Genomic DNA, 24849 nt, shown 5'->3' on the forward strand with positions numbered 1-24849 from the left:
TATGCATTTTGCTTTCAGCCTCAATAAATAGCTATTTTTACATTAATGGAACAACCGGGAGCGGCCAGCAGGTCGATGGTATTCGTATCCTGTAAACGGGAAAAGCATTACAGTCGGGGAGTGATCCTTCCGTGGCATGCATTGGTGTGCGTACTATCGGGCGAAATGAGGATCGCTTCGGCCGACCGGCTATTTGTTTTTCATTCGGGAGATATCATCCTGTTGCCGCGTAACCAGTTGGGCAGGATGAGTAAAGTGCCCCTAAACGGAGAGCTTTTTAAATCGATATCTATCTGTTTTCCGCAGGAAGCATTACAGCGCTATTACGCCACGCTTACGCAGGTTCATGTTACCCCGGCAGAGCCCGAGGTTAAATATTTCGATCAACATCCGCTACTCGAAAGCCTGTTTGGGTCTTTACTCCCCTATTTTGAAGTGGCCGATGATTTGCCTGAAGAGATAGCGAACATCAAAATAACCGAAGCAATTGCGGTGCTTCGTTCCATTGATAAATCGGTTGATAACTTGCTGGGACATTTTGAAGAGCCCGGTAAAATTGACCTGACCGATTTTATGGAGAAAAATTACATGTTTAACCTCACCGCCGCCAGGTTCGGCTATCTCACTGGCAGGAGCTTAACCACCTTTAAACGAGACTTCAAGAAAGCCTTCGGCAATACTCCTGAAAAATGGCTCACCAAAAAGCGACTGGAAACCGCCCATTACCAAATAGTTGAACAAAACCGCAAACCATCCGAAGTGTACTTTGAATTAGGCTTTGAAAACCTCTCGCATTTTTCATACGCTTTTAAAAAGCAGTTTGGGTATAATCCAACGCTTTCAAAAAGTAAAAGGGAGATAAGTGAAAAGTAAGGTTAATGTATGCTGACACTCTGGTTGGTATTGTCCTAAATCCGCCCTGCATTTGTCATCTTAGCGCCTTCCTGAAAAGAATATTTACAACTATGTTTGTTATGTAATCTGGCATTTCAGATACCGTTTTTAATCAAAAAATATCATGATTCTGAAAAACAAAAACGCGGTGATATACGGAGCCGGTGGCTCGTTGGGTGGTGCAGTGGCAAAGGCACTTGCGGCTGCCGGTGCAAAGGTATTTTTAACCGGCCCCAATCAGCAATCCATCAAAAAGGTAGCGGACGAAATTATTGCTTCCGGCGGCTTAGCCAAAACAGCCATCGTGGATGCCTTTAACGAGGTTGCGATTGAACAGCATTTACAGCAAATGGTAAGTATAGCCGGTATAGTTGATATTTCTTTTAATGCGGTTGGTGTTGATGTAGTACAGAATATCCCCCTTACCGAAATATCTGCCGGCGATTTTGTAAACCCCATTACCCTAACCATGCAAACCCGTTTCATGACCGCAATTGCAGCAGCCAGAGTGATGATGAAGCAAAAATCGGGCGTAATTTTATCGCTGACAGCTACACCTGCAGGTATCGGTTATCCGCTTACAGGCGGCTTTGGCCCGGCTTGTAGCGCTGTAGAAAGTTTTTCACGTACACTTGCTTCCGAGCTGGGCGTTTACGGTATCCGGGTGGTTAATATCCGTTCAGGAGGTTCGCCGGATTCCAGGGTATTTAAAAGCGCCATTGATGCCATGCCCGATGTTATGGATCCTATCATCAAAAAAATGGAAGGCGATACCATGCTTAAAAAGTTACCATTAATGGCCGATATCGCCAATACAGCGGTTTTCCTGGCCTCAGACCTGGCAGGACAAATAACAGGCGTCACTATCGATGTAACCGGCGGTACAACGGCAGCATTAAATTACAGGGTAAACAGACTTGATTGAAAGGTTTAGGTGAAGGAATTGCCTTTAATTGATCCAGAAGAACAAGGCAAGCATAAAAATAAGGTCGGAATATTGCAGTTGCGATTTGAGGGTTTTCAATGCCTCAACCATGTGGTTTTTTACTGTGTTTGGCGAAATCTGCAACTGATCGGCTATTTCTTTATGGGTAAGATGTTCTACCCTGCTCAGCCTGAAAATAAGCTGTTGCTGACGCGGAAGCTTATTGATGATCCGTTCGGTAAATTGTTCCAGATCGCTTACCAGCAAATCTTCTTCCGTATCGTTATGAACAGTTGCTATGTGATTTACCAGCTTACCGGAAAGCTCCCGCGACTGGCACATTTGCCTTAGGGAGTTTAATGAGAGGCGCTTGGCAATAACATAAAGGTATAGCCAGATATCGCCCATGGCGTTAAGTTTTTCGCGACTGGTCCAAAGGTTAATAAAACACTCCTGCACTATTTCCTCGCTCTGCTGCGCATCCTTCAGAAAGCGAAAAGCCAGGCGGTAAACCTTACTGCTGTACGTTTCATAAATCAAATCGAAAGCAGCCTCATCACCTGCTATCAATTGTTGGATATGACTGTTGTTAATACTCTTACCCACTGTAGTTTAATATAATTGGTGAGATAAAAGTAAAAAGTAAATTTTAATTTAACATATCAAAAACATGATAATAAATTGAAGTAGTGCTGTTGTAGTGGTACTTTTTTAACAAAGCATTATGCTTTTACAACTGATAATCAGCACCTAAGGTGTAAAAACTACACTATAAGACATGTAGAATCTTTTCACGAAAGCTATAATTTGTGGAAAAATAAAACGAAGTTTTGTGCGTTTTATTGCCCCGAAACTAAATAATTCCAGTTTGTAAATAACATGTTACCATGCGGCTACCCTTTCCGCAACTTATTTTTCAGATACTTACGGATAGGGATATCAAGGCAAATCATGACCACATAAGCTAAGCCAGTTAACAGTATCACCCCCACCGGGATCATAGTTATCATCTGGCTCATTGAAGGTTTCTTAGCTTCCAGATAACTCAAAAACAGCCATAAAAACGGATAGTGGATCACATACAGCGGATATGAGATATCGCCGGAAAATTTACAAATTTTAGCAAAGCGGGTATGCAGCCCAGCCCCTGCACCAAGCGCCACCAGAAACGGGAAATAAAAGATCACGATAAGCGGATCGGTTATATGGTTTGTTTCATCTGAAAAAGGCACTAGGAAAGCCATCAACAACAATGACCCGATAACTAAAAAGCCTAAACGTGATTTAATGATAAAGTTTGAACGATACACCAATATCCCCGCTAAAAAGGAATAGCAAACCCGGATTGCTCCGCCTCCAAAATTATCGCCGCCATAACCTACCGCGAGGCATTTTGCCGTTGAGGCCTCATAGCACAGCAAAATAGCTGCAACTACTGTTAACAACCACAATCCTTTATTCCGGATTTTAACCAATACCAAAGCATAAACGATATTGGCAATGTACTCCCAAAACAATGACCATGTTGGCGGATTAAGATGGAATAGGTTAAAATACCGCTCGTGAATAAGCGGGTACGGAATGAGTAAAGAGGAACTCAAAAACATCAGCAAAGTTTGCCCAATACCATAAGTTGCATAAAGATTACTGAACGGATCAAAAACAAAAGCAAGTAACCCAATAACCGAACCAATAACCACCAGTGGGTGCAAACGAATAAGCCTGAGCTTAAAGAACAGCGGGAGGCCTAAACTTTTCAGTTTGCTATCATAGGCGTAAGCTATCACAAAACCAGACAAGCAGAAAAAGAAATCAACCGCGAGATAAGCATGCGCGATAAAGCTTTTATTATAATCAGGAACAACAAATTCCATAAAATGGAATATTACAACCGCGATGGCGGCGATACCGCGAAGGCCATCTAAAATTTCGAAATGCTGTTTGGTTTTTACTACTGGTGGCGCTGCTACAGGTTCTGCTATTTCCATTGGTTATTTAATTCAAACGCCCGTAATTGGCAGGCGTTGCAGGTTAAAACAGCGGCAAACATCAATAAAATAACCTTTCCACTTTTTATCCAAACACCACATTGAGATGAATTGAAGAAAAATTGATACGATTTAAGGCTTATAAGGCAGAAGCTTTTTACTCTGTTAATTCCGAATCGCATTTATTATGTTTACATACACATATACCATTTACCAAACCATATGGAATTTTTATCACTTGAGCCCTTCGTACCTTCAGGCAGCGATTTTGAAGGTTCAAAACAGCTTTTCCAGGAACTGGGATTTAAAATCAACTGGGATTCGGGCGACTATATCGGATTTCAAAAAGACAGCTGCCGCTTTATCCTGCAACGTTATGATCAGCCCGATTTTGCTCAAAACTTTATGCTCAGCGTCAAAGTAACCGACGTATCGGCCTTCAGACAAATGGTTATAGACAAGCAACTGCCTCAACGCTTTAGTATCCGGATAGGCGAAATCAGTCAGGAAACCTACGGCAAAGAGTTTAACATTATAGATATTGCCGGGGTTTGCTGGCATTTTGTAGAGCAATAACCTATCGCTATAACAGTTTACCTTTTATAACATATTTTCTCCCTGAACAATTTATAGGTTATAAGAGGTATTATTAACCTAAAATAAAATTGTACAATAATGGGAAAGTGCTTGAAAAAATAAAATCAAAAACCTAATAATCAACCAATTAAACAGCATCACATTTTTCACACTTTGGCTTAATCAGCTGTAGATATCTGCCACTTACAAAATACCATTATAGCTTTTAGCTATATTAGTGGTGATCTAAATCTGACCTAATGGCCAAAACGCTTTTATATATAGATGACAATCAAATAGATATTGCCATTATTAAAGGAATGCAGGAAAAATATCTTGCATTTGACGCTGTAACATACAGTACCAACGCCGAGCATTCTATCCGATATATCAGGGAGCATTTGCAAAATGCAGATGAGCTGCCCGATGTTATTTTTCTTGATCTTTATATGAGTCCGTTCAGCGGCTGGGAATTTCTGGATGAGTTTAAAAAAATACATTCCCTGATAGCTAAAACTATTGAAATTTACATTGTAACCTTCTCAATATTGCCAAAGGACCTGATACGCTCAAAACAGTATCAGCATGTAAAATCATACTATACCAAACCTGTTACCAGGGAAACCTTTACAAGTTTCAGGGTTAATTAATAACCAACCCTGAAACAAGTGATTTTCTTTTATTTTCCGGTCATAAACCCTATCGACTTAGCTTCCACATGTTTGGTTACTACACCCTCTATGTAAAGCTGGCCATCTTTAATTTTATAATCGAGGCTACGTTCATCTAACTTATAATCGTCATCTTTAAAAAAATCTTTCAGTTTGATAAGCAGCTCCTTACGATCAAACACAGGGCTTACACTTAGCTGATCATCAACCGGTTCAAGCGCCACGCCATCTACCTTATATGAGAATATTTTTGACTCCATTTGTTAAAGATAGAATTTCTTTCACAAGTCCGCTATCCCGATACAGCTTACCAATCTGAGGTAGAGCCCCCACTACTTGAAAAGCTCCCCTCTGATGAGGATGACGAGCCTCCACTACGTTTATAGCTATCATCAGAATCGTTATTATCATCCGAAGATGAGTCGCCCCAATTTCCCCAGTTAGATGGTTTATTATCTTCTTCATCATCAACCTGTCGGGAACTGCCGGAACCGCTTATAAAAACCGAAGAACTTCTGTTGTTGTAATAATTACCGCCGTGATAATGACGATGCCGCCAGCGCCAAAACCATGAAGGGCGGGAATATGAATAATCATCCGATTCATATACAACCGTGCTATTTCCACGCCCGGTGGTTATTGACTTTATCCCTTTAATAATCAACCATACCAAACCTAAAAACGTGAGCATTGTGACGACACAAACTATCAAAACAATCAAAATAACAGTCCCGTCCGAAACCTTTGCGTTGTCAGGCTTTTCTACTACTGCCAGTTTATCTGCCTTAACAGGTTCTGGAGGGGGAGGCACAAAATATTGGCTGAGCCTACCGACAAAATCATGCAAGCCACCATTATAATCGCCTGTCTTGAAGTATGGCTTGATGGCACTGAGTAACCCCTCACGTTCGATTATAGTTAACCGGACCAGTGCCATGCTATCCAATTCTATCCGTTGTTTGTGCTGATCAATAGCAGCAACATACACAATACCATTATGCGCTTTACCTACATGCCATTTTTTCCCTATAAGTTTTGTGTATTTCTCGATGGTATATTTAGCAGGCACAGTTTTTACCAATACTATAGCGATCTGTACGGTAGACGCTTTTTCGATGCGATAAATTTCTTTATTTAAGCCATAAACCTGATCGGCGGTTAATACGTGCGCAAAATCGTTTACATAAGTATTTTTTTGTGGTTTAGGTATTTGTGCAAACACAGACTGAACTAACAGCAATGCGCAAAACAGTATTTTTTTCATGATGATAAGGCCGGTGTCAAATACAGCTCATCTAAGGTAAAATAATTTATTAGCTGTACATACAATCCTGTAAAAACGTATTCTATTTCTTTGGATAGAGCTGTTTGCCCAAATACTTTTTTACCGAATGACCGTATAACAAGCTTTTATCAGATAATGGCTGCCTTTCTGTAACGCTGTTCGATTGGCTGCCAATATCAACCCCAGCCTTATAAGCTTCAGGCACCCATTCTAATTTAAGTTTGCAACCCGCGTTCATACATCCGTTTATTAACAGTTTAAATTTAACAAACATAAATGTAAATACGGCGGGCTGCACACATTCATCAATTACAAAATGTATTTACTATGCCAAAGCATCTGCTGCAAACTGCCTGCAAATTTTCACTTCTTTTACGGCGTCTGATCCTTCAGGGATCTTATATTCCAACTCAATTGTAGCCGGGAATTTATACCGGTTGCTTTTAAGCAGTTGTAATACCTCTTTTATAGGTGTATCTCCTTGTCCCCATGGCTGATTTGGGCCGTCTTTAAACTTACGGTCTTTAATATGCATACTGGTTATACGGTCGTGATATTTTTCGATGAACGGCACCGGGCTGCTGCTGGTACCAGCTACGTAGTGACCGATATCAAGATTAATACCATTATATTTTGACTGACTTAAAGCCGTATCCCAAAGCGTTGGTGTGGCCTGGGTATGGGCATGATAGCCAACCATCATTTTATGTTTTGCGGCTATGTCACCAAGTCGTTTAGTCTGGGCCTCATCAGGCAGTTCAACAGTGACGTGGTTTACTCCAAGGGCTTTTCCCGCGTTAAAGGCATAATCAATTTCAGCATCGGTGTTCTTGGTGCCGAGGGCGTTGGGTTTCCAGGCGTAAATGCTTACACCTGCATTATTGTACATTTTCCTGATCTCCTTAAACTTATCCATGGGGGCTGCGGCACGCCATTCAGCCATCTTCTTGCCAAAAGCAGTCCAATCCTCATTGGCTTCGCGCTTGGGCGCTCCGGCATAAGCTTCAGCAGCGTCACCCATCAATTCAATAGCGCTGATATTGCAGTCGATACAGTATTTCAGCAAATCATCGATAGTGCCCGGCATACTGCGGAATGAGTAGGTGATCACCCCTATCTGCACACCATTAATAAGCGAGTTAGGTTTATCGGTGCTGTTCAAAAAGCTACCGGCAAATGATGATTTTGAAAATGCTAAGAATCCGGCAGCAGCAAGGGCGCTATTGCCAATAAACCTGCGCCTTGATAAGTTTTGTTGTTTCATGAGTTATTAGGAGAATAGATTGGTTTACACCAAAATACTTAATTAAACCAACGCTGCAAATTATGTATTGAAACTGTTACTATCTAAGGTTACATGTAGCGTTTCTTACCAGCCTTTCGTAAAGCATTATAAACATTAGGATATGAAAAGGCTACTTTTATTTTGCGTGTTTGCCGCTTTACTAAGCTGTAAAAAAGATAAAACACCTAATAATGAACAGCTTATTGGCAAATGGGAGTATCGCGGTTCAAGCTGTTATTGCGCTACTCCTCAAAATTACAATGCTGTAAAACCAGGCAATGGTAACATTATTGTGTTTACAGCAACCACTTATCAGCGATTAAATAAAGATACGCTGAAAAAAAGCGGCACCTACCGCACCCGCAGGTATGATAATGCGCACGAACAGATCATGTTTGATAACGATACCGCGGCCAATAGCATCACATTTTTCAAAATAGATGGTAAGATATTAACATTTTACGGGACAGTCCCTCTGGCCGCCGACGGCCCGGAAGACCATTACGAAAAGCTGTAGGGCTAATTTACAGGCCAGTGAAAACACAGCAAATACCCATCGGGATCAAGCAGGTAAATAGCTTTCCAGCCATAACCTGTAATTTGAGGCTCTTTAAGATGCATACCATTATCTAATAAATAACTATACAGTTTATCGATATCGGGGTGGCCGAAATACAACGACGTATCCGTATGAGCCGCTATGCGCCACTCATCTGGTTCTGATGGCCGGTTTGGTTTTTCATACGCGGTGTTAAGCATAAGTTCTATGTTATTGAGCTTCAGTAACACCCAATCCACATCATCTCTTTCACCCGAGGCTTGTACTACTTCAAAACCCAGCACATCCCGGTAAAAGCCTAAAGCAAGGGGCATGTCAAATACCTGCAAGAGTGGGGCTAAGCCTTGTATTTGTTTTGTGATGCTATTCATCTAACAGTTATTTTACTTAAAGATACACATTAATCCCCCCTGCACGAAAACGAACGACACCTGTGTCAGAATGATGCAAGTCTAAAACTCAACGCAAAATCAAAATACTGATAATCAACAATATATATACATGGCACTTAATTTGAGTTTATAAAAATGATTACTATAAATGTCATGAAATACGGCAAGCAATTAGAAAGGCGTACGTTTAACCAGGACCGCTTTGAGATACTTATTAAGCGGCAAAAAAACGGTACAGCTACGTTTAACGAGCTTAGTGAACTGGACGAGATTGTAAACCGTGACCCCGAGATCCGCGAAATTGTTTTGGAAGAAATGCAGGACGCGGATAGCCCCAAGCCCCCGGATAATGATCAAATTCAAACTATTGAAAAACCAGTCAGGAAAAGTTTCCTTGAAAAAATAAAGGCATTCATTAACCGGCTATTTACTGCCGAAACTGTAAGCATAAATCCCTCAATTGTTGCCTGATCGCCATAAAACAAACAAATAATTTTAGTAACGCGAGCCATTCAAAACAAAAACGGAACAATCTTTATAGATATGTTTGCAGCATCGTTATAAAGCACACTGTTTATGAAAATTGTTCAGCAAATGCTTCAGCTCAGGGAACGCAGAAGGGGTTTTCACCTCATCACCTCCGAAGTGGCCAATGCACTACCACAGCTACATGAGTTTAAAACCGGCATTTGCCAGGTATTTATACAGCATACTTCGGCCTCATTAACCATTAATGAAAATGCCGACCCTACCGTACGGCAGGACTTTGAAATGTACTTTAGTAAAGCTGTACCAGAAAACGACCCGGATTATTTACATGATGACGAAGGGCCCGATGATATGCCCGCTCATTTGAAGGCGGCTATGCTGGGCAGTTCGGTAACTATCCCTATCCGCAACGGCAGGCTTGCCTTAGGTATGTGGCAGGGTATTTATCTGTGCGAACACCGTAACCATGGCGGCAACCGCATGCTGATCATAACCGCCTGGGGAGAATAAAATAATTATAAATAGCATTTATGATTGTAAAAAGGACAATTAATTTACACATTTGACTAACTATTGTAAATTAATACTTTTTTAACCGGTATAACCCGGCAAATTTGTCGGCTTATATCAAATGTTATTTTATATTTGTTTTTACCATAAATTTATTACTGTTATAAATGCTCAAGTACTCCAAGCAAACAAGGTTATTATTAGCTGTTGATTGTATCATTTTTGGCTTTGATGGCGAAGTTTTAAAAATTTTACTGATAAAAAGAGGTTTTCAGCCTGAAAAGGGAAACTGGAGTTTAATGGGCGGCTTTGTTCAGCCCGATGAAAGCCTTGACCAAAGTGCCAATCGCATTCTGAAGCAGCTAACAGGCCTGGAGGGCGTGTATCTTGAACAGTTATATACTTTTGGACAGCCCCAGCGCGATCCTATTGAGCGTACAGTATCAGTAGCGTACTTTGCACTGGTTGATATCCATAAATACGAAGCCCAGATCAGCGACGATTACCAGGCCGAATGGTTTCAGCTTAAACGTGCCCCCAAACTGATATTTGACCAGCAGGAAATGGTTGAGCAAGCTCGCAAACGCATCCGTTATAAGGCGGCTATGCACCCTATTTTATTTGAGCTTTTGCCTACCAAGTTTACCATTCCTCAATTACAAACCCTTTACGAAAGTGTGTTTAATACCACAATTGATAAACGCAACTTTAGCAAAAGGGTACTGGCCACCGGCCTGCTTATTAAACTGGCAGATAAAGATAAGGCAGGCTCAAAACGAGGTGCTTATTACTACCAGCTAAACATGCAAAACTACTATGCCAAATTCCAGGCGTTTATGAACTTTATTCCTAATCCCGATTCTTTATAAGCTTTTGCAGGTAAAACGTTCAACTTAAACTAAATAATATATCAACAATATCCGCAGTTTATACCTGCCGATAACTGGATAATGCTGTGCAACAGTTTAATTAACCGTAGCCAATTCTTATTTTATTTAATATTTTCCAACCATACTGTTTTTTGATACGTATAACGGCTTAGGCTAAATTTAAACCCAAAGCCTGTTTGCTGATATCCGTTGATGAAAAAAACCTTAAGCTTTTTAGTATTGCTACTTCTTGCTGTATCCGTGTGTTTCGGCCAGTCGAGGGAAGTTAATAAGCTAAAAAAAGACCTGCCTTTAATTCACGATAGTACTAAGTATGTAAACGCGCTTAACCGGCTGGGCATGCTGATGTACGAACAAAACATCGACAGTGCTTTTTACTATGCTAAAAAAGCCAGAAGCATAGCCGAGCGGCTTAACTACAAAGCAGGCAAAGCCGATGCCCTTAACGCTATAGGTATTGTTTACGACCTCAAGGGCAACCTGCAGCTTTCGCTGCGCTATTACAATGAAGCTTATAACCTGTATAAAGAGTTAAATGACACCTCAAACACGATACAGGGATTAATGAATATTGGCCTGGTATTTAACGAAAAGAGGGAGGATAAAAAAGCGATTAACTTTTTTAAGCGGGCAATAAACATGGGTAAAACCCTGCAGCGCGATTCTATCATGTCGCTGGTATTATGCAATTACCTGCTCTTGTACCCGGAGCAGATCCCTAAAGATTCGGTTGAGATTTATTTAGATAAAGCCCGCGAAATAGGCACCAGGTTTAAAGATAACCGGATGCTGGTTGAAGCCGACCAGGTACAAGGCTTATTATACCTGCAAAACAACGAACGCGAAAAAGGTGCTGCGTTGTTACAAAAAGCTGTGAATAATGGCCTGACCATGGAGCTCTATTACCTGAGCCTTGACATAGTGATGAACCTTGGCGATCTGTACCTGGAACCTAATATCAACAAAGCCATTGACTATTATAAACAAGGACTTTCCATAGCCGAAAAAAGCGGTTATCATTATTACGAAAAGATCTTCGGAAAAAAACTGTATGATATCTATATCGCTCAAAACAACCTGCCTGAGGTACAGCGTTATAGTTCAAAACTGTTGAAATTATATGACGATGAAGAGAAATATACCAATACATCGGGCTTTGATTATATTGATTATGCCCTGAAAGACCAGCAATTGGAAGCCATCACCATCCGGAGCCAGAACAGGCAGGTATTGGCCATTGTGCTGGGGATTTTATTCATAATTACCGCTGTTACTGTAATATTCACCTATCGTTTATATCGCCTCAAGAAAAAGCACGGCCAAACATTGGAAGAGCTTAACCGTACCGTTCAACTCAGGAACGAGAAACTGGAAATAGACCATGAATTTAACAACCGCTTGGTATCTATCCTGGCGCATGATTTCAGGCAACCCATAGGTGCACTCAAAACACTGGCAACGGTATTAAAAGACGCTGATTCGTTTACCCGGGATGAGTTAATGGAACTGGTTGATACCATGGAGCATTCATCCAATATTTCGCTGGAAATTTTTGAGAACATTTTGCAATGGATCAAGCAGCAGCTATCGGGTTTTGACTATAAAGCCGTTCCGCTGCCATTAAAGGAGCTTATTGATGAAGCCATCCAACCTTTTAACCTCATAAGCGAAGATCATAAGCTTAAGCTGATAAATGCAGTTGATCCCTCAATTATTATTCATGCCGATAAAGAACTGGTACAGTTTATACACCGCAACTTTATACATAACGCCATCAAGTTTTCGCCCGATAATTCAACCGTTACCATAAGCGCGTCGAGTGATAAGGATGTAACCGTTTGCGTACAGGATGAAGGCAAAGGTATCTCGCCAGATAAACTTCAGCTGCTGTTTAATTTTAAAGCCAATATGCAGTACAGCAACGAAAAGGAAAAAGGCGCCGGCGTGGCCCTCATGATCTGTAAGGATTTTACCGAAAAAATGAACGGCCGCATTTGGGTGGAGAATAACCGTATAAAGGGCGCGGCTTTCTGTTACTCCCTGCCTAACGTTCGTTGATATACTATTGTAATTTTTAAATTACCCACTGGTAAGCAGTAGTTTAAGTTCGTAAATTTCGGGGGCAAATGCTTTTGCTATAAACCTGTTATAAAACCTATAATTTATGAAAAAGTACTTATTACTGTTTGCAGCGTTGCTGCTTTCTGCTTATTCCTTTGCCCAGCAAATCCCCGTCCGCTGGGACGAGCTTGTTGCTTCTGATTTTCCGGCAGCACTCGAAAAATCTTCAAAAACCTGTATCCTGCCTATCGGCATCCTCGAAAAACATGGTCCCCACTCCCCGCTCGGCACCGACCTGATCCATGTACGTGAATGGGCGGCGCACGCGGTTAAATCTGAATATGCCGTGGTATTTCCTGATTATTTTTACGGGCAGATCAATGAAGCCCGTCACCAACCCGGAACATTCGCCCTGCCAAGCAAAGTGATCTGGGATTTGCTGGAAGCCACCTGCGACGAGATTGCCCGCAATGGCTTTGATAAAATAGTAATCCTGAACGGACACGGCGGAAACCCGGAGTTTATTCAGTTTTTTATGCAATCCTTACTCAACAAAAGGCATAATTACGCGGTGTATTTTTACAACCCGCATGGTGCCGATAAAGAATACACAGATCAATACCGCAAAATGCATAAATCGGCAATTGAGGGAGATCAACATGCCGGTGAAAGTGAAACCGCCTCAATGCTATATTACCGTCCTGATTTAATGAAGATGGACAGGGCTGCATCGCAATCGGGCGAAAACCAACACCGTTTAAACCTAACCAATGTTTATACCCCCATCTGGTGGTATGCCGCTTACCCCAACCACTATGCGGGCGAAGGCGCTAAAGCCACACCGGAGTTTGGTAAATTTATAGCAGAGCATGAAATAGCCAGCTTTATCCAGGCCCTTAAAGCAATCAAGGCAGATACCAGCACCATTAAACTGCAAAACGAGTTTTTTGACAAAGTGGATGCGTTGAATAAGTAAAAGTTAGATAAAAAATGTCATTGCGCGAAGCAATCGCATGCTATACAGGGCGGTTATACCTCCGTGCGATTGCCGCGCTTCGCTCGCAATGACATTTTTTAATGTTACTCCTCCTTCCCTCCCAACACCTCATCTATCATTCCAAAAGCTTTGGCTTCTTTGGCTATCATCCAGTAATCCCTGTCAGATACCTCGTGGATCCGTTCATAGCTTTGGCCGCTGTGTTTGGCTGCTATTTCATAAAGTTCCCTTTTCATTTTGGCTATCTGTATAGCAGCTATTTCAATATCCGACTCCTGCCCCTGAGCTCCGCCCGATGGTTGGTGAAGCATCACCCTTGAGTGTGGTAACGCTGCCCGCTTGCCGTGGGCACCGGCACAAAGTAACGTGGAAGCCATGGAGGCGGCCATGCCGGTGCAAATGGTAGCAACATCGGGCGAGATAAATTGCATGGTATCATAGATCCCCAGTCCGGCGTATACCGAACCACCCGGCGAATTGATATAGATCTGGATATCCTTTTTGGCATCGGCCGATTGCAGGAACAGTAATTGCGCCTGGATAATGTTGGCCACCTGTTCATCTATCGCAGTACCCAGGAAAATAATTCTGTCCATCATCAGCCTCGAAAAAACATCCATTTGCGAAATGTTCATCTGGCGCTCTTCCATAATGTAAGGCGTCATACCCATGTTTATTTTGCTGTTATTTACCTGCGCAATAAACTTGTCGACATGTAAACTTTGGACACGGCGGTGCCCCACCGCGTATTTGCGGAACTCATTTTGATTGATATTCATAAAATTTAGCTTTTAGCGTTTGCGAAATAAACGCATGATCTTTTGCCTGAAACCTTCGTGCTCGGGCTGACTGAATAGTTTTTGATGCACGGCCTCAATCTCGGCCCTGAAATTATTACGACCGTATTGCTGCACCAGGCTAAGGGTTTGCTGATGCCAAATCACCTCTTGTTTAAGTTCGGGATTGATGATCAGTTTGGCTTCGAACAACAGCGTTTCATCAGGTGCGGCCTGTCCGAGCACATGATCATCAATGGCCTTTATCTCATTCAATGAAGTCCTCATAAGCCAGTGATTGTTCTTTAACTGTTTCCCTTACTTTCTCAATACATTTGTATTTCTGCACAGTAGCCGAGCGCTCACTACCATAACCAAATAACACTGCGAGCTCGTTCATTGATAGTTTGTGGTAGTAAAAAGCACTTAGCAACTCCATGCACTTTTTACCGGCAGTTTCCAGGTAGCGCATCAACTTATTGGTCGATGGTTGTTCTTCGGCTTCATCGCTGATGTCAAACCCATAACTATCAAGCGGCAGATTGTTATTATCATCCCTGAACTTTTTAAACCAAAGGTGTTTGGCTATACCCAACAGGTAAGCTGTTTCAGTGGTATTTAAGGAAAGTTCGCCGGTAGTTGTTTTCTCATAATAGATAACAAGCGCATCCTGAAACACATCTTTTGCATCATCAAAAGAGCCGCCCATTTTGCTTACATATTTTGCCACCGCAGGGAAAGCGCTTTTGTAAAGCGCTGTAATGAGTTTTTCCCTTTGCATTACCGGTTCGTCAAAAACTATCTCATTTGCCATGATCATTGCGTTTAATAGTAAGTGCGCAAAACAGATGATATATCACCGTGAATTTAGAAAAAATATTGCCTCACCCAACCCTCTCCTTTGGAGAGGGCTTCTTTCTTCGCCAAAAAAAGATGCTAAACCCTTTTCTTTGGAGAAGCAGGACAATGCTCTTTAAATTAAATTACCGATAAGCAGTTTAAAACGCTATTTTTAGCGCCTCAAATATTGATGCTTGAAAATCAGCAAAATGATATTATCAAACATCAATTCAAACAAGGTAACAGCAACATAAAAATGAAAGTTTTAAAATTTGGTGGGACATCAGTAGGTAGCCCCGCCCGGATGAAAGCGCTGCTTGACATCATTAACCCGGCCGAGCGCCAGGTGGTGGTGCTATCGGCAGTGTCAGGCACAACAAACAGCCTCGTAGAAATTGGACAAGCATACATCGCCGGCGATAAGAAGAAGGCGGCACAGCTTATTACTATCCTGAAGGATAAGTACGAAATTTTTATTAAGGAATTGTTTGTCAAGCCCGAGTTTTTAGCCCAGGGCAAAGAGGTTATCGACTACCATTTTTCGTTGCTGAGCAATCTGGCTAATGACCTGTTTACCAATATCGAAGATAAGATCATTGTTGCACAGGGCGAACTGCTGTCAACAACTCTTTATCATGTTTATTTAAAGGAGATTGGCGTACCATCGGTACTGCTGCCTGCTTTGGATTTTATGAAAATAGATGAGGATAACGAGCCTATTGTTGATCACATTACCGAAAACCTGCTTCCATTGCTTGATAAACACCCGGAAGTGAACCTGTTTATTACCCAGGGTTATATTTGCCGCAACGCTTACGGCGAAATTGATAACCTGCGTCGCGGTGGTAGCGACTATACCGCATCACTGATTGGTGCAGGTATCCGCAGCGAAGAGGTACAGATCTGGACGGATATTGACGGCATGCACAATAACGATCCTCGGATTGTTAAAGGTACTCAGCCCATAGCCCAGTTGTCATTTGATGAGGCCGCCGAGTTAGCTTATTTTGGTGCGAAGATCCTGCACCCGCAGAGTGTTTTCCCTGCCCAGAAATACAAGATCCCTGTTCGTTTACTAAACACCATGGATCCTAAAGCTCAGGGAACCCTGATCACCAACACCAGCGAAAAGGACAAGATCAAATCTATTGCCGCTAAAGATGCCATTACCGCTATCAAGATCCAATCGAGCAGGATGCTTTTGGCCCACGGCTTTTTACGCAAGGTATTTGAAGTGTTTGAGCGCTATAAAACATCAATAGATATGATCACCACGTCAGAGGTTGGTGTATCCGTAACTATTGATGATACTACTTACCTTGGCGATATCACCAAAGAACTAAACGCTTATGGCTCGGTAGAGATCGACGTAAACCAAACCATTATTTGTGTGGTTGGTGATTTTGGCGCCGAAAAGCATGGTTACGCGGCACGTGTGCTGGAAGCTGTTAAACATATCCCGTTGAGGATGATATCATACGGTGGCAGCGATCATAACCTATCGTTACTGGTAAAAACCGAGGATAAAATAGAAGCATTAAGGAGCTTACATAACAGGTTGTTTTAATTTCGGATCTCGGATTTTTGATTTCGGAATTAGGGCATTTGAAATTTTTAATTTAAACGTCAGTGCGAGGGGCCAGGCATTCTCTGATTTGCATGGTTCAGCATGATTTGATGATATACTACAATGTTCACAAGTAAAACTATAGATAAATTTAACGGCTTAGATACTCCGTTTTATTATTACGATCTGGAGGTGCTTAAAAACACTCTGAGTGCCTGCCGTGACGCTTCTGCCAAGCATGGCTTCCATGTACATTACGCCATGAAGGCAAACTTTAATCCAAAGGTTATTGATACTATTCAAACCTATGGTTTTGGTGCCGATTGCGTGAGTGGTGGCGAAGTAAAGGCTGCCATTGAGCATGGCTTTGATAAAAGCAAAGTGGTATTTGCCGGCGTAGGCAAATCCGACCGTGAGATTAACCTGGCACTTGATGCCGATATCTTCTGCTTCAATGTGGAATCTATTCAGGAGCTTTTTATTATTGATGGCCTTGCCAAAGCCAAAAACAAAAAGGCAGGTGTTGCTATCCGCATTAACCCAAACGTTGATGCCCATACGCACCATTTCATCACAACCGGCCTTGATGAAAACAAGTTTGGTATCAATACCTGGCAGTTGCCGGATGTGGCCGCCGCTTTGCGTAAATGCGATAACCTGCAATTTTTAGGCATTCACTTCCATATTGGTTCACAAATCACCGATCTGGAGGTTTACAAAAATCTTTGTACCCGCATCAACGAAATGCAGGACTGGTTTGAAGATCGTGGTTTCCCTATCAAAGTACTTAATACAGGTGGCGGTCTTGGGGTTGACTACTATAACCCGGATAACAACATAGCCGATTTTGAAGCCTACTTCCAGGTATTTAAAAGCTTCCTGAATGTTAAGCCAGGCCAGGAAGTACATTTTGAACTTGGTCGCGCTATGGTTGCACAAAGCGCATCTTTGATCTCACGTGTTTTATACGTTAAGAACGGTCAGAAAAAGAACTTCCTGATACTGGATGCCGGCATGACCGAACTGATTCGCCCGATGCTTTACCAGGCTTATCACCAGATAGAAAACTTAAGTAGAAAGTCCGAAAGTCCGGAAGTCGGTAAGTCCGAAAGTTTAAAGTATGATGTAGTTGGGCCGATATGCGAGAGTACCGACTGCTTTCAGAAAGATGTAAGCTTACCCGAGTCATTCCGCGGCGACCTGATAGCTGTGCGTACCGCAGGCGCTTATGGCGAGGTAATGGCTTCAGGCTATAACCTTCGTGATAAGGTTGGTAGTGTTTACTCAGAATAAGCTATTTAAGTAGTTCAAACCACAAACAACGTCATTGCGAGGCACGAAGCAATCCCCAATAAGCAGGTGCGCCCTGTATAGTTTGAGATTGCTTCGTGCCTCGCAATGACGTTGCTTATCAATTAAAACTGGTATCCCAGCCTGAACTGAAAATAGTACCCACCCTCGGCTATCAATACATATCTTTTTAGCTGCATAAAGTAGGCTACGGTAACTATCCCGTGGTTTAAGGATGAATAGGTATAATTGGAGTTTTTATTCCTGTAAATATTATCGGGACCAAAAGTACCTCCTGCAAAAACGCGGAAGCCAAACTTTTTCTCGGCATTATAGCCTGCATGAAAAACAACCTCTGTAGTTCCGCCAAGCGTAAACAAATCAGTACGGGTATCGGTGAAAAAATTCGGCTGATTTGTTACTGTTTTTCTGAAACGTGCATAATCACCGAATTCATGACTGTAAACCGCCTCAAAACCAATGATGCGAAAATCAACATTCCTCCCTTTTATAAAATAATCTCCCGATAAGCGTAACCCTCCCGCTCCGAAAAATTTATCCTGGAAATAATATGGATCACCGGGCTGGAGTTCTCCGTTATGATAACTCCCTAAAACACCGAAAGCACCATAGGCCAGGTTAACATGATCAAAGGTATTGGCATGGCTCAGGTTAAACTGCCCGCTTGTGAGATTGTCTGCCGGATTAATATTGGTATCATATGTAATACCTGCCGTAATATAAGTGGCAGATTTGCTGGTATCAGCAGATACCGGCTTAGGTAAATAAGCTATATCACTGCGATGCAGGGCCGGCGCATATACATGATCGCTACAGGAACTGGCCAGTGCGGCTATGCCCAATAGGCAAAAAACTAATTTAAGGTTCATCGTAACAGGTTCAGATCAAGGTTTATAACTAAACAATGATACGATGAATCCTTTAATAAAATAACAGCCTGGCAGATTTATTATATCAGTTTGCTAAAAAAACCATCTGTAAAATCTTCGGCAAAGTGGATCACATTTTCTAAAGCCGCAAATTCATCCTGTTGATGCGTGGTGGTTAATACAACAGCTTTCATACCCGCATTAGCGGCAGCCTCCGCGCCTTTGGGCACATCTTCAAATACCAGGCAATCAGTTGGCAGTGTGTTTAACAGTTTTGCGGCTTTTAAAAATGTTTCGGGATGAGGCTTGCTTAATACCACATCATCGGCACTAACAATTGCCTTAAAATAATGCCTGATATTAAGGTTATCCAGTACAAAATCAATATTAAAAGGAATAGCCGCCGAACCGATTGCCATGGGGACGCCGGCTTGATAAGCTTTCTCTAAAAACTCATGCAGGCCGGGTAGTAGCGCAAGGTGTGGTAAAAACTCTTCCTGGTAGCGTTGCTCTTTCAAAATAGATAAACGATCCATTTCCTCGGTAGTGAAGCGGTTGGGGCCAAACATACGCACCAGTACCTCCTGGTTTTTGCCGTACATCTGCGGCTTTACTTCATCCCAGGTAAAATTGCCGCCCAGATCATTATTTAAAAGGTATTGCCAAGCTTTAGTGTGGAACGGCATATCATTGATCATGGTGCCGTTAAGGTCGAATATAAAGGCCTTCATTTGTATTGTTCAATTTTATAAGAAGATGCAAACCACAATCGCGATTGCCGGTGCAAACTTAGCTTTTTAAAAACTAAACTTCTAACTGCATCGTATATTCTTTAAAACACATGTGATGTAGAATACGCGATACAGAGTGTGGCTAAAAAATAAGACGGATAATGTGGGCGTTGTTTTGCTGTGATCTATTTTTTTAGCGAGCCCGTTGGCCTAAAAGCTAAAGGGCTTTTTACTGCCATTTCCCCGCTTACCGTTTGGTTAAAAAAGTGCTCTATCCGAAATATTTTAATCACAAAGAATCTTTACTTTAAGCAATAATTAAACTCTCAATTATTTTCATTTTTTTTGTCATTTATACATCTATTGGCCAAATCATTGCGTATTTCATTACAAACAGGCTTATATTTTACCGGTGTATATGCTTTCTGTTTTGAATTAGATATTTAAAAATCTACTAATCTTATACAATGAATGACGAACCCCTGCGTCTGCGTGCCGTTAAGAGATTTAAGGATCTGGATAACGATATTGTAGTCGATTTAAATGACATAGTAGGATTAGCAGCTCAGATCTGCGGCACCCCCGTTGCCCTGGTTACCTTGCTTGATTCGGATATGCAATGGTTTAAAGCCTCCACCGGTACCCATATTAGCTGTACCCCGCGCGAGGTTGCATTTTGCAACCACACCATAGCCCAAAACAAGGTGCTGGTAGTGCCAGATCTGCTTAACGACGAACGTTTCAATACCAACCCCCTTGTGGTTAATGAGCCCCTTACCAGGTTTTATGCCGGCGCTCCGCTAATCACCAAGGATGGCCACGCCCTTGGCAGCTTATGCGTTATCGATTTTAAACCCAATGACCTCAATCATCAGCAGGCCAAGTCATTAAAAACGCTGGCAAAACAGGTGGTAAATCTTATGGAGCTTAATTCAAGCCTGCGTTCGCTTGAGCAGCAACACCAGCATTCCCAATCGCAAAAGGCATCCATCAGCGAATCGGAGATGAAGTTGAAAGCAATTTTCGATAGCTCAAAAGATACTCATATCCTGGTTGGCCGTAACCTGGAGGTTATGGCATTCAACAAATCGGCTTCGGTGTTCATCAAAAGTGTATACAATAAAAAACTGGCCAATGGCGATAACATCATTGCCTATACAGAACCGACGATGATCCACAGCTTTTCAAAATATTTTGCAGTGGCGTTAACCGGCCGTTCTATAAAACGAGAATGGGAACTGCAGACCAATACACCTAATGCCTGCTGGAAAGAGACTTCGTTTATCCCGGTAAAAGACAATAACGGCGAAGTTATCGGCGTAGCCATTAATTCTACTGATATTACCACACGCAAAAGGCACGAGGAACAAATCAGCATTCAAAACGAGGCGCTTAACAGGATAGCCATCATCCAATCGCATGAATTGAGAAGGCCGGTGGCATCATTACTTGGCATTTTAGACCTGATGCGGATGGAAAACATCGACTTTGGTTATTTCAATATGATTGAGCATACCGTTAACGAGCTGGATGAAAAGATCAGAGGGATAGTAAAAGATTCGGAGGATACCATACAAGGCCATCATTTGGCAATAGTAGCCTGACCGGCAATCTTTTAACATGATAAATCCTGTTTAATTATTTAGTTTGTATCTAAATTGCGCCCGGGGGCTTGCATGATTTTGGTAAATTATATCTACCTTGGCGGCATTAATAAATAAAATAATGCAAAATCAAGGAACAGTAAAATTCTTCAACGAAACAAAAGGTTTCGGATTCATCGTGCCAAGCAATGGCGGTCCGGATATCTTTGTTCATTCAACAGGCCTTATCGACGAAGTTCGCGAAAACGACACCGTTGAGTACGAAGTTGAAAATGGCCGTAAAGGTCTTAACGCGGTAAATGTAAAAGTTATATAATTATAATATAATCATTAAGCCTACCAGGCACTCAATTTTTTGGGTGCCTTTTTTGTTGCCTTACTTTTTGTTAATGTGCTATGTGTATAAACTTAATATTTGGATACTATCTTCAAATAAAAACTGGCATTGTTGTTGTTTAACCAATAATATCATAAATCGATTACACATAAAACAAAGAAAGAACATGAAAGATCAAGCAAAAATTATAGCAGCATTATTAGTAGGTGCTGCAGCTGGTGCTGCTTTGGGTTTATTGTTAGCGCCTGAAAAAGGCACCGAGTTAAGGGGCGACATTGCAGACTATATAAATGACCTGGTTGATACAGCCAAGACCAAAGCTCAAAACACAGCCGGTGAAATCAAAGATTACAGCAGTAATGTAATTGATAAAGCTAAAACCAAGTTTAGCGGCACGGTAAGCGATCTTTGGGATGCAAAAGATAATGCCGTTGATGCTGCAAAATCAAAAGCTCATGATCTTGCAGACAAAGCCAGCGATGCCGCTGAAAACGCAAAAGATAAAGTTAAAGCAACTGCTAATGACTGGAACAATTCTGTACAAAACGCATAATATTTAGTACTATCATAAAATAATAAAACCCGGCCAATGACCGGGTTTTATTATTTATAAACATTTTTATTATTTATTCCAGGTATTGTTGCTTTCATCAGCATCCATAAATATGCCGCCATCTAACGTAACCGATTTGATTGCTTTAGTGGTTTTGATATCTACCGAAATCTGTTTTTGATTTTTTTCCCAAACTACCGGAGTTTCGTGAATGCTTTCTGTTGAGCCATCCGCATAAGTAACCTTTACATCAAACGGCACTACAAAGCCACCAACATTTTTAATTGCTGCGGTATAACCGCCTGATGATTTGCTTACGCTTTTCAACGACAGATCAATGTAGTAATTGGTGAAGAACCAGTTATTAAAAAACCAATCGAGGTTTTTACCGGTGATATTGCTCATAGAGTTAAAGTAATCCCACGGAATAGGGTGTTTACCGTGCCAGCGATCCATATATCCATGTAAAGCTTTTTTGAACAGCTCGTCGCCCAGCATATCTTTCAGGGCAAAGTAACTTAATGATGGCTTGCCATAAGAGTTATTACCATAACCTCCCCTTAGCTCGCTTGAAGGTGTAATAACCGGCTGATCTTCGGCAGTTGAGGCATCATGGATCCACCTGTCAACACGGAAATCTTTGTATAATGCTTCAGCTTTTTCCTTACCAACTTCTGAGGCCCCTATCAGCAATTCAAAGGTGGTAGCCCAGCCTTCGTCCATAAACGCGTAGCGGCTTTCGTTGATACCCATGTAAAAAGGGAAATACGTATGCGCTATTTCATGATCCTGCACAAATTGCGAAAAACGGATATCATTGGTATGGCTATCGTTTACCATCATTGGGTATTCCATATCCGCAAAGCCCTGGAATGAGGTCATTTTAGGGAATGGATAAGGTACACCCGGCCAGTTGTGCGACAACCAACCTAATGAATGGCGCCCTGCCTGTACGGCGTGATGAAAATCTTCAGAGCTATCTAAAAAGGCAGCCTGCATGCTTGCACGGCGTTTTGTAGCGTCATCAACGACAACACTTGCTGCATCCCATACATAATGATCACTAATACCTACGGCCATGTCACTGATGTCATTAGCAGTCCAGGTCCAGGTATTCATATCTTTCTGCGCTGTTACCTTATGCGCGGCCATTTCTGCCGCCGAAGCAACGTGAATAGTTGAATCGCTGGTGAAGGAAGCCTGCAGGCGTTTTGCATACTCCGGCTGCAATACCTCGTTAGGGTTTTGCAGTGTACCTGTAGCCCAAACCACATAGTTTTTAGGGGCGGTTACGTGCAGGGTATAATCATTAAAGTCGTTATAAAACTCCTGGGCATCAAGGAAAGGCAACCTGTCCCAGCCATTATAATCATCATACACCGATACGCGCGGATAAAAATAGGCCAGGTAGCAGGTGGTTGAATCAATCATACCCTCGCGGCCACTTTGCTTAGATAGCTCAAAATGCCAGCCGATATCCAGCTTAACCGAATCATGCGGCATCAATGGTTTACTTAGACTTACATACTGATTTGTTGAGGCAGATGGAACTTTTTTAACCTCGCCATTAATTGCAAAATTATCAAACTGAATACCCGGTGTCAGATAGTCTGCCCCAGCATCCCCAAAACGCGCCGAACCTGGTTTGTGAATATTCAGGATCAGCTTCATGTTAAGTTTTTTTAAGGTATCAGGGCTGTTATTAACATAAGTGATCTGTTCTGTTCCTTTTACAGTACGGTTTTGAGGTACGGCTGTAATGCTGATATTATAGCGGCCGTAATTTTGCCAGTAATTTTTGCCCGGGCGACCGTCGGCCGATCGGGTTTCGTTTTTAAATGCCTTCTGTATATCGCGTGGCATATACAGGGATTGGGCCTTAACCTGAACAAATACCATGCAGGATAAGGCAGATAAAATAATGGGTCTGATCATGAGTCTTAAATTTCAGTGGCCAATTTAAATCAATTGGACTAAATAACGATATGCGGGAAGCATTTATCAATACAACCAATGATAAAAAACTACTAATAAATCGTTATATCATACCATATTTGTAACAAAGCTGTCACAATGAATATTTATGAATAAATATTTTGCGGTATCGGATATATTTTTTTTTACTTTGTTATCAGTTATTTTAATAGGGGTATTAAATAACTAACATTTAAGCCATCTGCGCTATGCGGATGGCTTTCTTTTTTTTCAAATAATTAATCGGCAACTATATATTCCTTGATAATGAGCGTAAAAAGCTCGTCATTATCAATTGATTCGTCTTTACATTCGGTAAGTAGTTGCTGAGCCTCAGTATAGTTAAGCTGTTTGGCCACCATAATAAGCATATGACATGAGGTTATATTAATATGCTCAAGTAGTTGCAGATACATCATAATATCCATATCCAGCAATACAGGAATAGACTGCGCTTCATCAAGACAAAACTCATCTTTAACAATGGACTTTATAGGGTTACAGTTTTTATCTGAAGGAATTTCGTCAATCAGTTTATAAACCTGTTTCATCCGGTCGATCTGCTTTTTGATATCATCCCAAAACTCCTGTATCCCCTGCTGTAGTGCCGTAAATGAAGCAAGACTTTTCAGATGTTCAAGATGTTTATCGAGGTAACATTTACCAAAATAGATCCGGTTTAGATTGTGGACAAATACTTGTTTTAACAAATCATTATCCAGTGTTTTAGGGGTATTGTTGCTCATGGTATGAAAATAAATGTAT

The 24849-nt window shown here is 41.6% G+C and carries 29 protein-coding genes; 15 read left to right on the forward strand and 14 right to left on the reverse strand.

What is annotated here, in order from left to right; translation table 11 throughout:
- The first annotated feature begins 45 nt into the window (after positions 1-45).
- Together DEO27_RS16915 and DEO27_RS16920 are read left to right on the forward strand one after the other, a co-directional pair.
- Positions 46-873 carry a helix-turn-helix domain-containing protein gene (locus DEO27_RS16915; RefSeq protein WP_112567770.1) on the forward strand — a complete coding sequence of 276 codons (828 nt, stop codon included), beginning with the start codon at positions 46-48 and terminating at the stop codon, positions 871-873.
- Positions 874-1018: 145 nt separating this feature from the next.
- Positions 1019-1819, forward strand: a complete 801-nt coding sequence (locus tag DEO27_RS16920; protein ID WP_112567768.1) for an SDR family NAD(P)-dependent oxidoreductase — start codon at positions 1019-1021, stop codon at positions 1817-1819.
- 24 nt (positions 1820-1843) lie between these two features.
- On the opposite strand, the gene DEO27_RS16925 is transcribed toward DEO27_RS16920, so the two are convergent.
- Together DEO27_RS16925 and DEO27_RS16930 are read right to left on the reverse strand one after the other, a co-directional pair.
- Positions 1844-2425, reverse strand: a complete 582-nt coding sequence (locus tag DEO27_RS16925; RefSeq protein WP_112567766.1) for an RNA polymerase sigma factor — start codon at positions 2423-2425, stop codon at positions 1844-1846.
- 287 nt (positions 2426-2712) lie between these two features.
- Positions 2713-3807 carry an acyltransferase family protein gene (locus DEO27_RS16930; protein WP_112567764.1) on the reverse strand — a complete coding sequence of 365 codons (1095 nt, stop codon included), beginning with the start codon at positions 3805-3807 and terminating at the stop codon, positions 2713-2715.
- A gap of 222 nt (positions 3808-4029) precedes the next feature.
- Between DEO27_RS16930 and DEO27_RS16935 the strand changes: the two genes are divergently transcribed.
- Both DEO27_RS16935 and DEO27_RS16940 read left to right on the forward strand, forming a co-directional pair.
- Positions 4030-4383, forward strand: coding sequence for a hypothetical protein (locus DEO27_RS16935; protein WP_112567762.1), 354 nt, complete (start codon positions 4030-4032; stop codon positions 4381-4383).
- 260 nt (positions 4384-4643) lie between these two features.
- The gene (locus tag DEO27_RS16940; RefSeq protein WP_112567760.1) at positions 4644-5033 is read left to right on the forward strand and encodes a response regulator; all 390 of its coding nucleotides are present in this window, start codon (positions 4644-4646) and stop codon (positions 5031-5033) included.
- Between the two features lie 29 nt (positions 5034-5062).
- On the opposite strand, the gene DEO27_RS16945 is transcribed toward DEO27_RS16940, so the two are convergent.
- The 4 genes from DEO27_RS16945 to DEO27_RS16960 all read right to left on the reverse strand — a co-directional run bounded on the left by DEO27_RS16945 (position 5063) and on the right by DEO27_RS16960 (position 7603).
- Complete coding sequence (locus DEO27_RS16945) at positions 5063-5314, reverse strand: hypothetical protein (protein WP_112567758.1); 252 nt, start codon at positions 5312-5314, stop codon at positions 5063-5065.
- A 47-nt stretch (positions 5315-5361) separates the two neighbouring features.
- Positions 5362-6318: a TPM domain-containing protein gene (locus DEO27_RS16950; protein ID WP_112567756.1), complete on the reverse strand. Its 957-nt coding sequence runs from the start codon at positions 6316-6318 to the stop codon at positions 5362-5364.
- A gap of 82 nt (positions 6319-6400) precedes the next feature.
- Positions 6401-6613 carry a hypothetical protein gene (locus DEO27_RS16955; RefSeq protein WP_112567754.1) on the reverse strand — a complete coding sequence of 71 codons (213 nt, stop codon included), beginning with the start codon at positions 6611-6613 and terminating at the stop codon, positions 6401-6403.
- Positions 6614-6664: 51 nt separating this feature from the next.
- Positions 6665-7603: a sugar phosphate isomerase/epimerase family protein gene (locus tag DEO27_RS16960; RefSeq protein WP_112567752.1), complete on the reverse strand. Its 939-nt coding sequence runs from the start codon at positions 7601-7603 to the stop codon at positions 6665-6667.
- Positions 7604-7745: 142 nt separating this feature from the next.
- Here DEO27_RS16960 and DEO27_RS16965 point away from each other — a divergent pair, with 142 nt between their 5' ends.
- Positions 7746-8141 (forward strand): hypothetical protein, encoded by a 396-nt coding sequence (locus DEO27_RS16965; RefSeq protein ID WP_121809328.1) that lies wholly within the window; start codon positions 7746-7748, stop codon positions 8139-8141.
- A gap of 2 nt (positions 8142-8143) precedes the next feature.
- Here DEO27_RS16965 and DEO27_RS16970 read toward each other — a convergent pair whose 3' ends face one another.
- Positions 8144-8554 (reverse strand): VOC family protein, encoded by a 411-nt coding sequence (locus DEO27_RS16970; RefSeq protein ID WP_223817976.1) that lies wholly within the window; start codon positions 8552-8554, stop codon positions 8144-8146.
- 156 nt (positions 8555-8710) lie between these two features.
- On the opposite strand from DEO27_RS16970, the gene DEO27_RS16975 reads away from it, so the two are divergent.
- The 5 genes from DEO27_RS16975 (at position 8711) to DEO27_RS16995 (ending at position 13501) form a co-directional block, all read left to right on the forward strand.
- Positions 8711-9046, forward strand: coding sequence for a hypothetical protein (locus tag DEO27_RS16975; protein ID WP_146749969.1), 336 nt, complete (start codon positions 8711-8713; stop codon positions 9044-9046).
- A gap of 105 nt (positions 9047-9151) precedes the next feature.
- Positions 9152-9574 (forward strand): secondary thiamine-phosphate synthase enzyme YjbQ, encoded by a 423-nt coding sequence (locus DEO27_RS16980; RefSeq protein ID WP_112567746.1) that lies wholly within the window; start codon positions 9152-9154, stop codon positions 9572-9574.
- Positions 9575-9741: 167 nt separating this feature from the next.
- Positions 9742-10443 carry an NUDIX hydrolase gene (locus DEO27_RS16985; RefSeq protein ID WP_112567744.1) on the forward strand — a complete coding sequence of 234 codons (702 nt, stop codon included), beginning with the start codon at positions 9742-9744 and terminating at the stop codon, positions 10441-10443.
- Positions 10444-10656: 213 nt separating this feature from the next.
- Positions 10657-12522: an ATP-binding protein gene (locus tag DEO27_RS16990; protein WP_112567742.1), complete on the forward strand. Its 1866-nt coding sequence runs from the start codon at positions 10657-10659 to the stop codon at positions 12520-12522.
- Positions 12523-12628: 106 nt separating this feature from the next.
- Positions 12629-13501, forward strand: a complete 873-nt coding sequence (locus DEO27_RS16995; RefSeq protein WP_112567740.1) for a creatininase family protein — start codon at positions 12629-12631, stop codon at positions 13499-13501.
- Between the two features lie 104 nt (positions 13502-13605).
- Here DEO27_RS16995 and DEO27_RS17000 read toward each other — a convergent pair whose 3' ends face one another.
- The 3 genes from DEO27_RS17000 to DEO27_RS17010 are packed head-to-tail and all read right to left on the reverse strand — an operon-like array spanning position 13606 to position 15112.
- Entirely contained in the window at positions 13606-14301 is a 696-nt protein-coding gene (locus DEO27_RS17000; RefSeq protein WP_112567738.1) for an ATP-dependent Clp protease proteolytic subunit, read from the reverse strand.
- A gap of 12 nt (positions 14302-14313) precedes the next feature.
- A complete protein-coding gene (locus DEO27_RS17005; RefSeq protein WP_112567736.1) occupies positions 14314-14586 on the reverse strand; it encodes a hypothetical protein in 273 nt (90 codons plus the stop codon).
- Positions 14567-15112, reverse strand: a complete 546-nt coding sequence (locus tag DEO27_RS17010; protein WP_112568147.1) for an RNA polymerase sigma factor — start codon at positions 15110-15112, stop codon at positions 14567-14569. The genes DEO27_RS17005 and DEO27_RS17010 overlap by 20 nt, the downstream gene beginning before the upstream one ends.
- Positions 15113-15394: 282 nt before the next feature.
- On the opposite strand from DEO27_RS17010, the gene DEO27_RS17015 reads away from it, so the two are divergent.
- Together DEO27_RS17015 and lysA are read left to right on the forward strand one after the other, a co-directional pair.
- On the forward strand, positions 15395-16705 hold the full coding sequence (locus DEO27_RS17015) for an aspartate kinase (protein ID WP_112568145.1): 1311 nt from the start codon (positions 15395-15397) through the stop codon (positions 16703-16705).
- A 123-nt stretch (positions 16706-16828) separates the two neighbouring features.
- Positions 16829-17998 carry a diaminopimelate decarboxylase gene (gene lysA / locus DEO27_RS17020; RefSeq protein ID WP_112567734.1) on the forward strand — a complete coding sequence of 390 codons (1170 nt, stop codon included), beginning with the start codon at positions 16829-16831 and terminating at the stop codon, positions 17996-17998.
- Positions 17999-18120: 122 nt separating this feature from the next.
- Here the strand turns inward: lysA and DEO27_RS17025 are convergent, their stop codons facing one another.
- Complete coding sequence (locus DEO27_RS17025) at positions 18121-18885, reverse strand: hypothetical protein (protein WP_112567732.1); 765 nt, start codon at positions 18883-18885, stop codon at positions 18121-18123.
- A gap of 80 nt (positions 18886-18965) precedes the next feature.
- Positions 18966-19616, reverse strand: coding sequence for an HAD family hydrolase (locus DEO27_RS17030; RefSeq protein WP_112567730.1), 651 nt, complete (start codon positions 19614-19616; stop codon positions 18966-18968).
- Between the two features lie 467 nt (positions 19617-20083).
- Here DEO27_RS17030 and DEO27_RS17035 point away from each other — a divergent pair, with 467 nt between their 5' ends.
- The 3 genes from DEO27_RS17035 to DEO27_RS17045 all read left to right on the forward strand — a co-directional run bounded on the left by DEO27_RS17035 (position 20084) and on the right by DEO27_RS17045 (position 22110).
- Positions 20084-21220, forward strand: a complete 1137-nt coding sequence (locus DEO27_RS17035) for a GAF domain-containing protein (protein WP_112567728.1) — start codon at positions 20084-20086, stop codon at positions 21218-21220.
- A gap of 121 nt (positions 21221-21341) precedes the next feature.
- The gene (locus tag DEO27_RS17040) at positions 21342-21536 is read left to right on the forward strand and encodes a cold-shock protein (RefSeq protein WP_090533335.1); all 195 of its coding nucleotides are present in this window, start codon (positions 21342-21344) and stop codon (positions 21534-21536) included.
- 187 nt (positions 21537-21723) lie between these two features.
- Complete coding sequence (locus DEO27_RS17045; RefSeq protein ID WP_112567726.1) at positions 21724-22110, forward strand: YtxH domain-containing protein; 387 nt, start codon at positions 21724-21726, stop codon at positions 22108-22110.
- 69 nt (positions 22111-22179) lie between these two features.
- Here DEO27_RS17045 and DEO27_RS17050 read toward each other — a convergent pair whose 3' ends face one another.
- The gene (locus tag DEO27_RS17050) at positions 22180-24045 is read right to left on the reverse strand and encodes a M1 family metallopeptidase (RefSeq protein ID WP_112567724.1); all 1866 of its coding nucleotides are present in this window, start codon (positions 24043-24045) and stop codon (positions 22180-22182) included.
- Positions 24046-24323: 278 nt separating this feature from the next.
- The gene (locus DEO27_RS17055) at positions 24324-24830 is read right to left on the reverse strand and encodes a DUF892 family protein (RefSeq protein ID WP_112567722.1); all 507 of its coding nucleotides are present in this window, start codon (positions 24828-24830) and stop codon (positions 24324-24326) included.
- Between the last annotated feature and the right edge of the window lie 19 nt (positions 24831-24849).

This window comes from Mucilaginibacter rubeus, from assembly GCF_003286415.2.
GTDB lineage: Bacteria > Bacteroidota > Bacteroidia > Sphingobacteriales > Sphingobacteriaceae > Mucilaginibacter > Mucilaginibacter rubeus_A.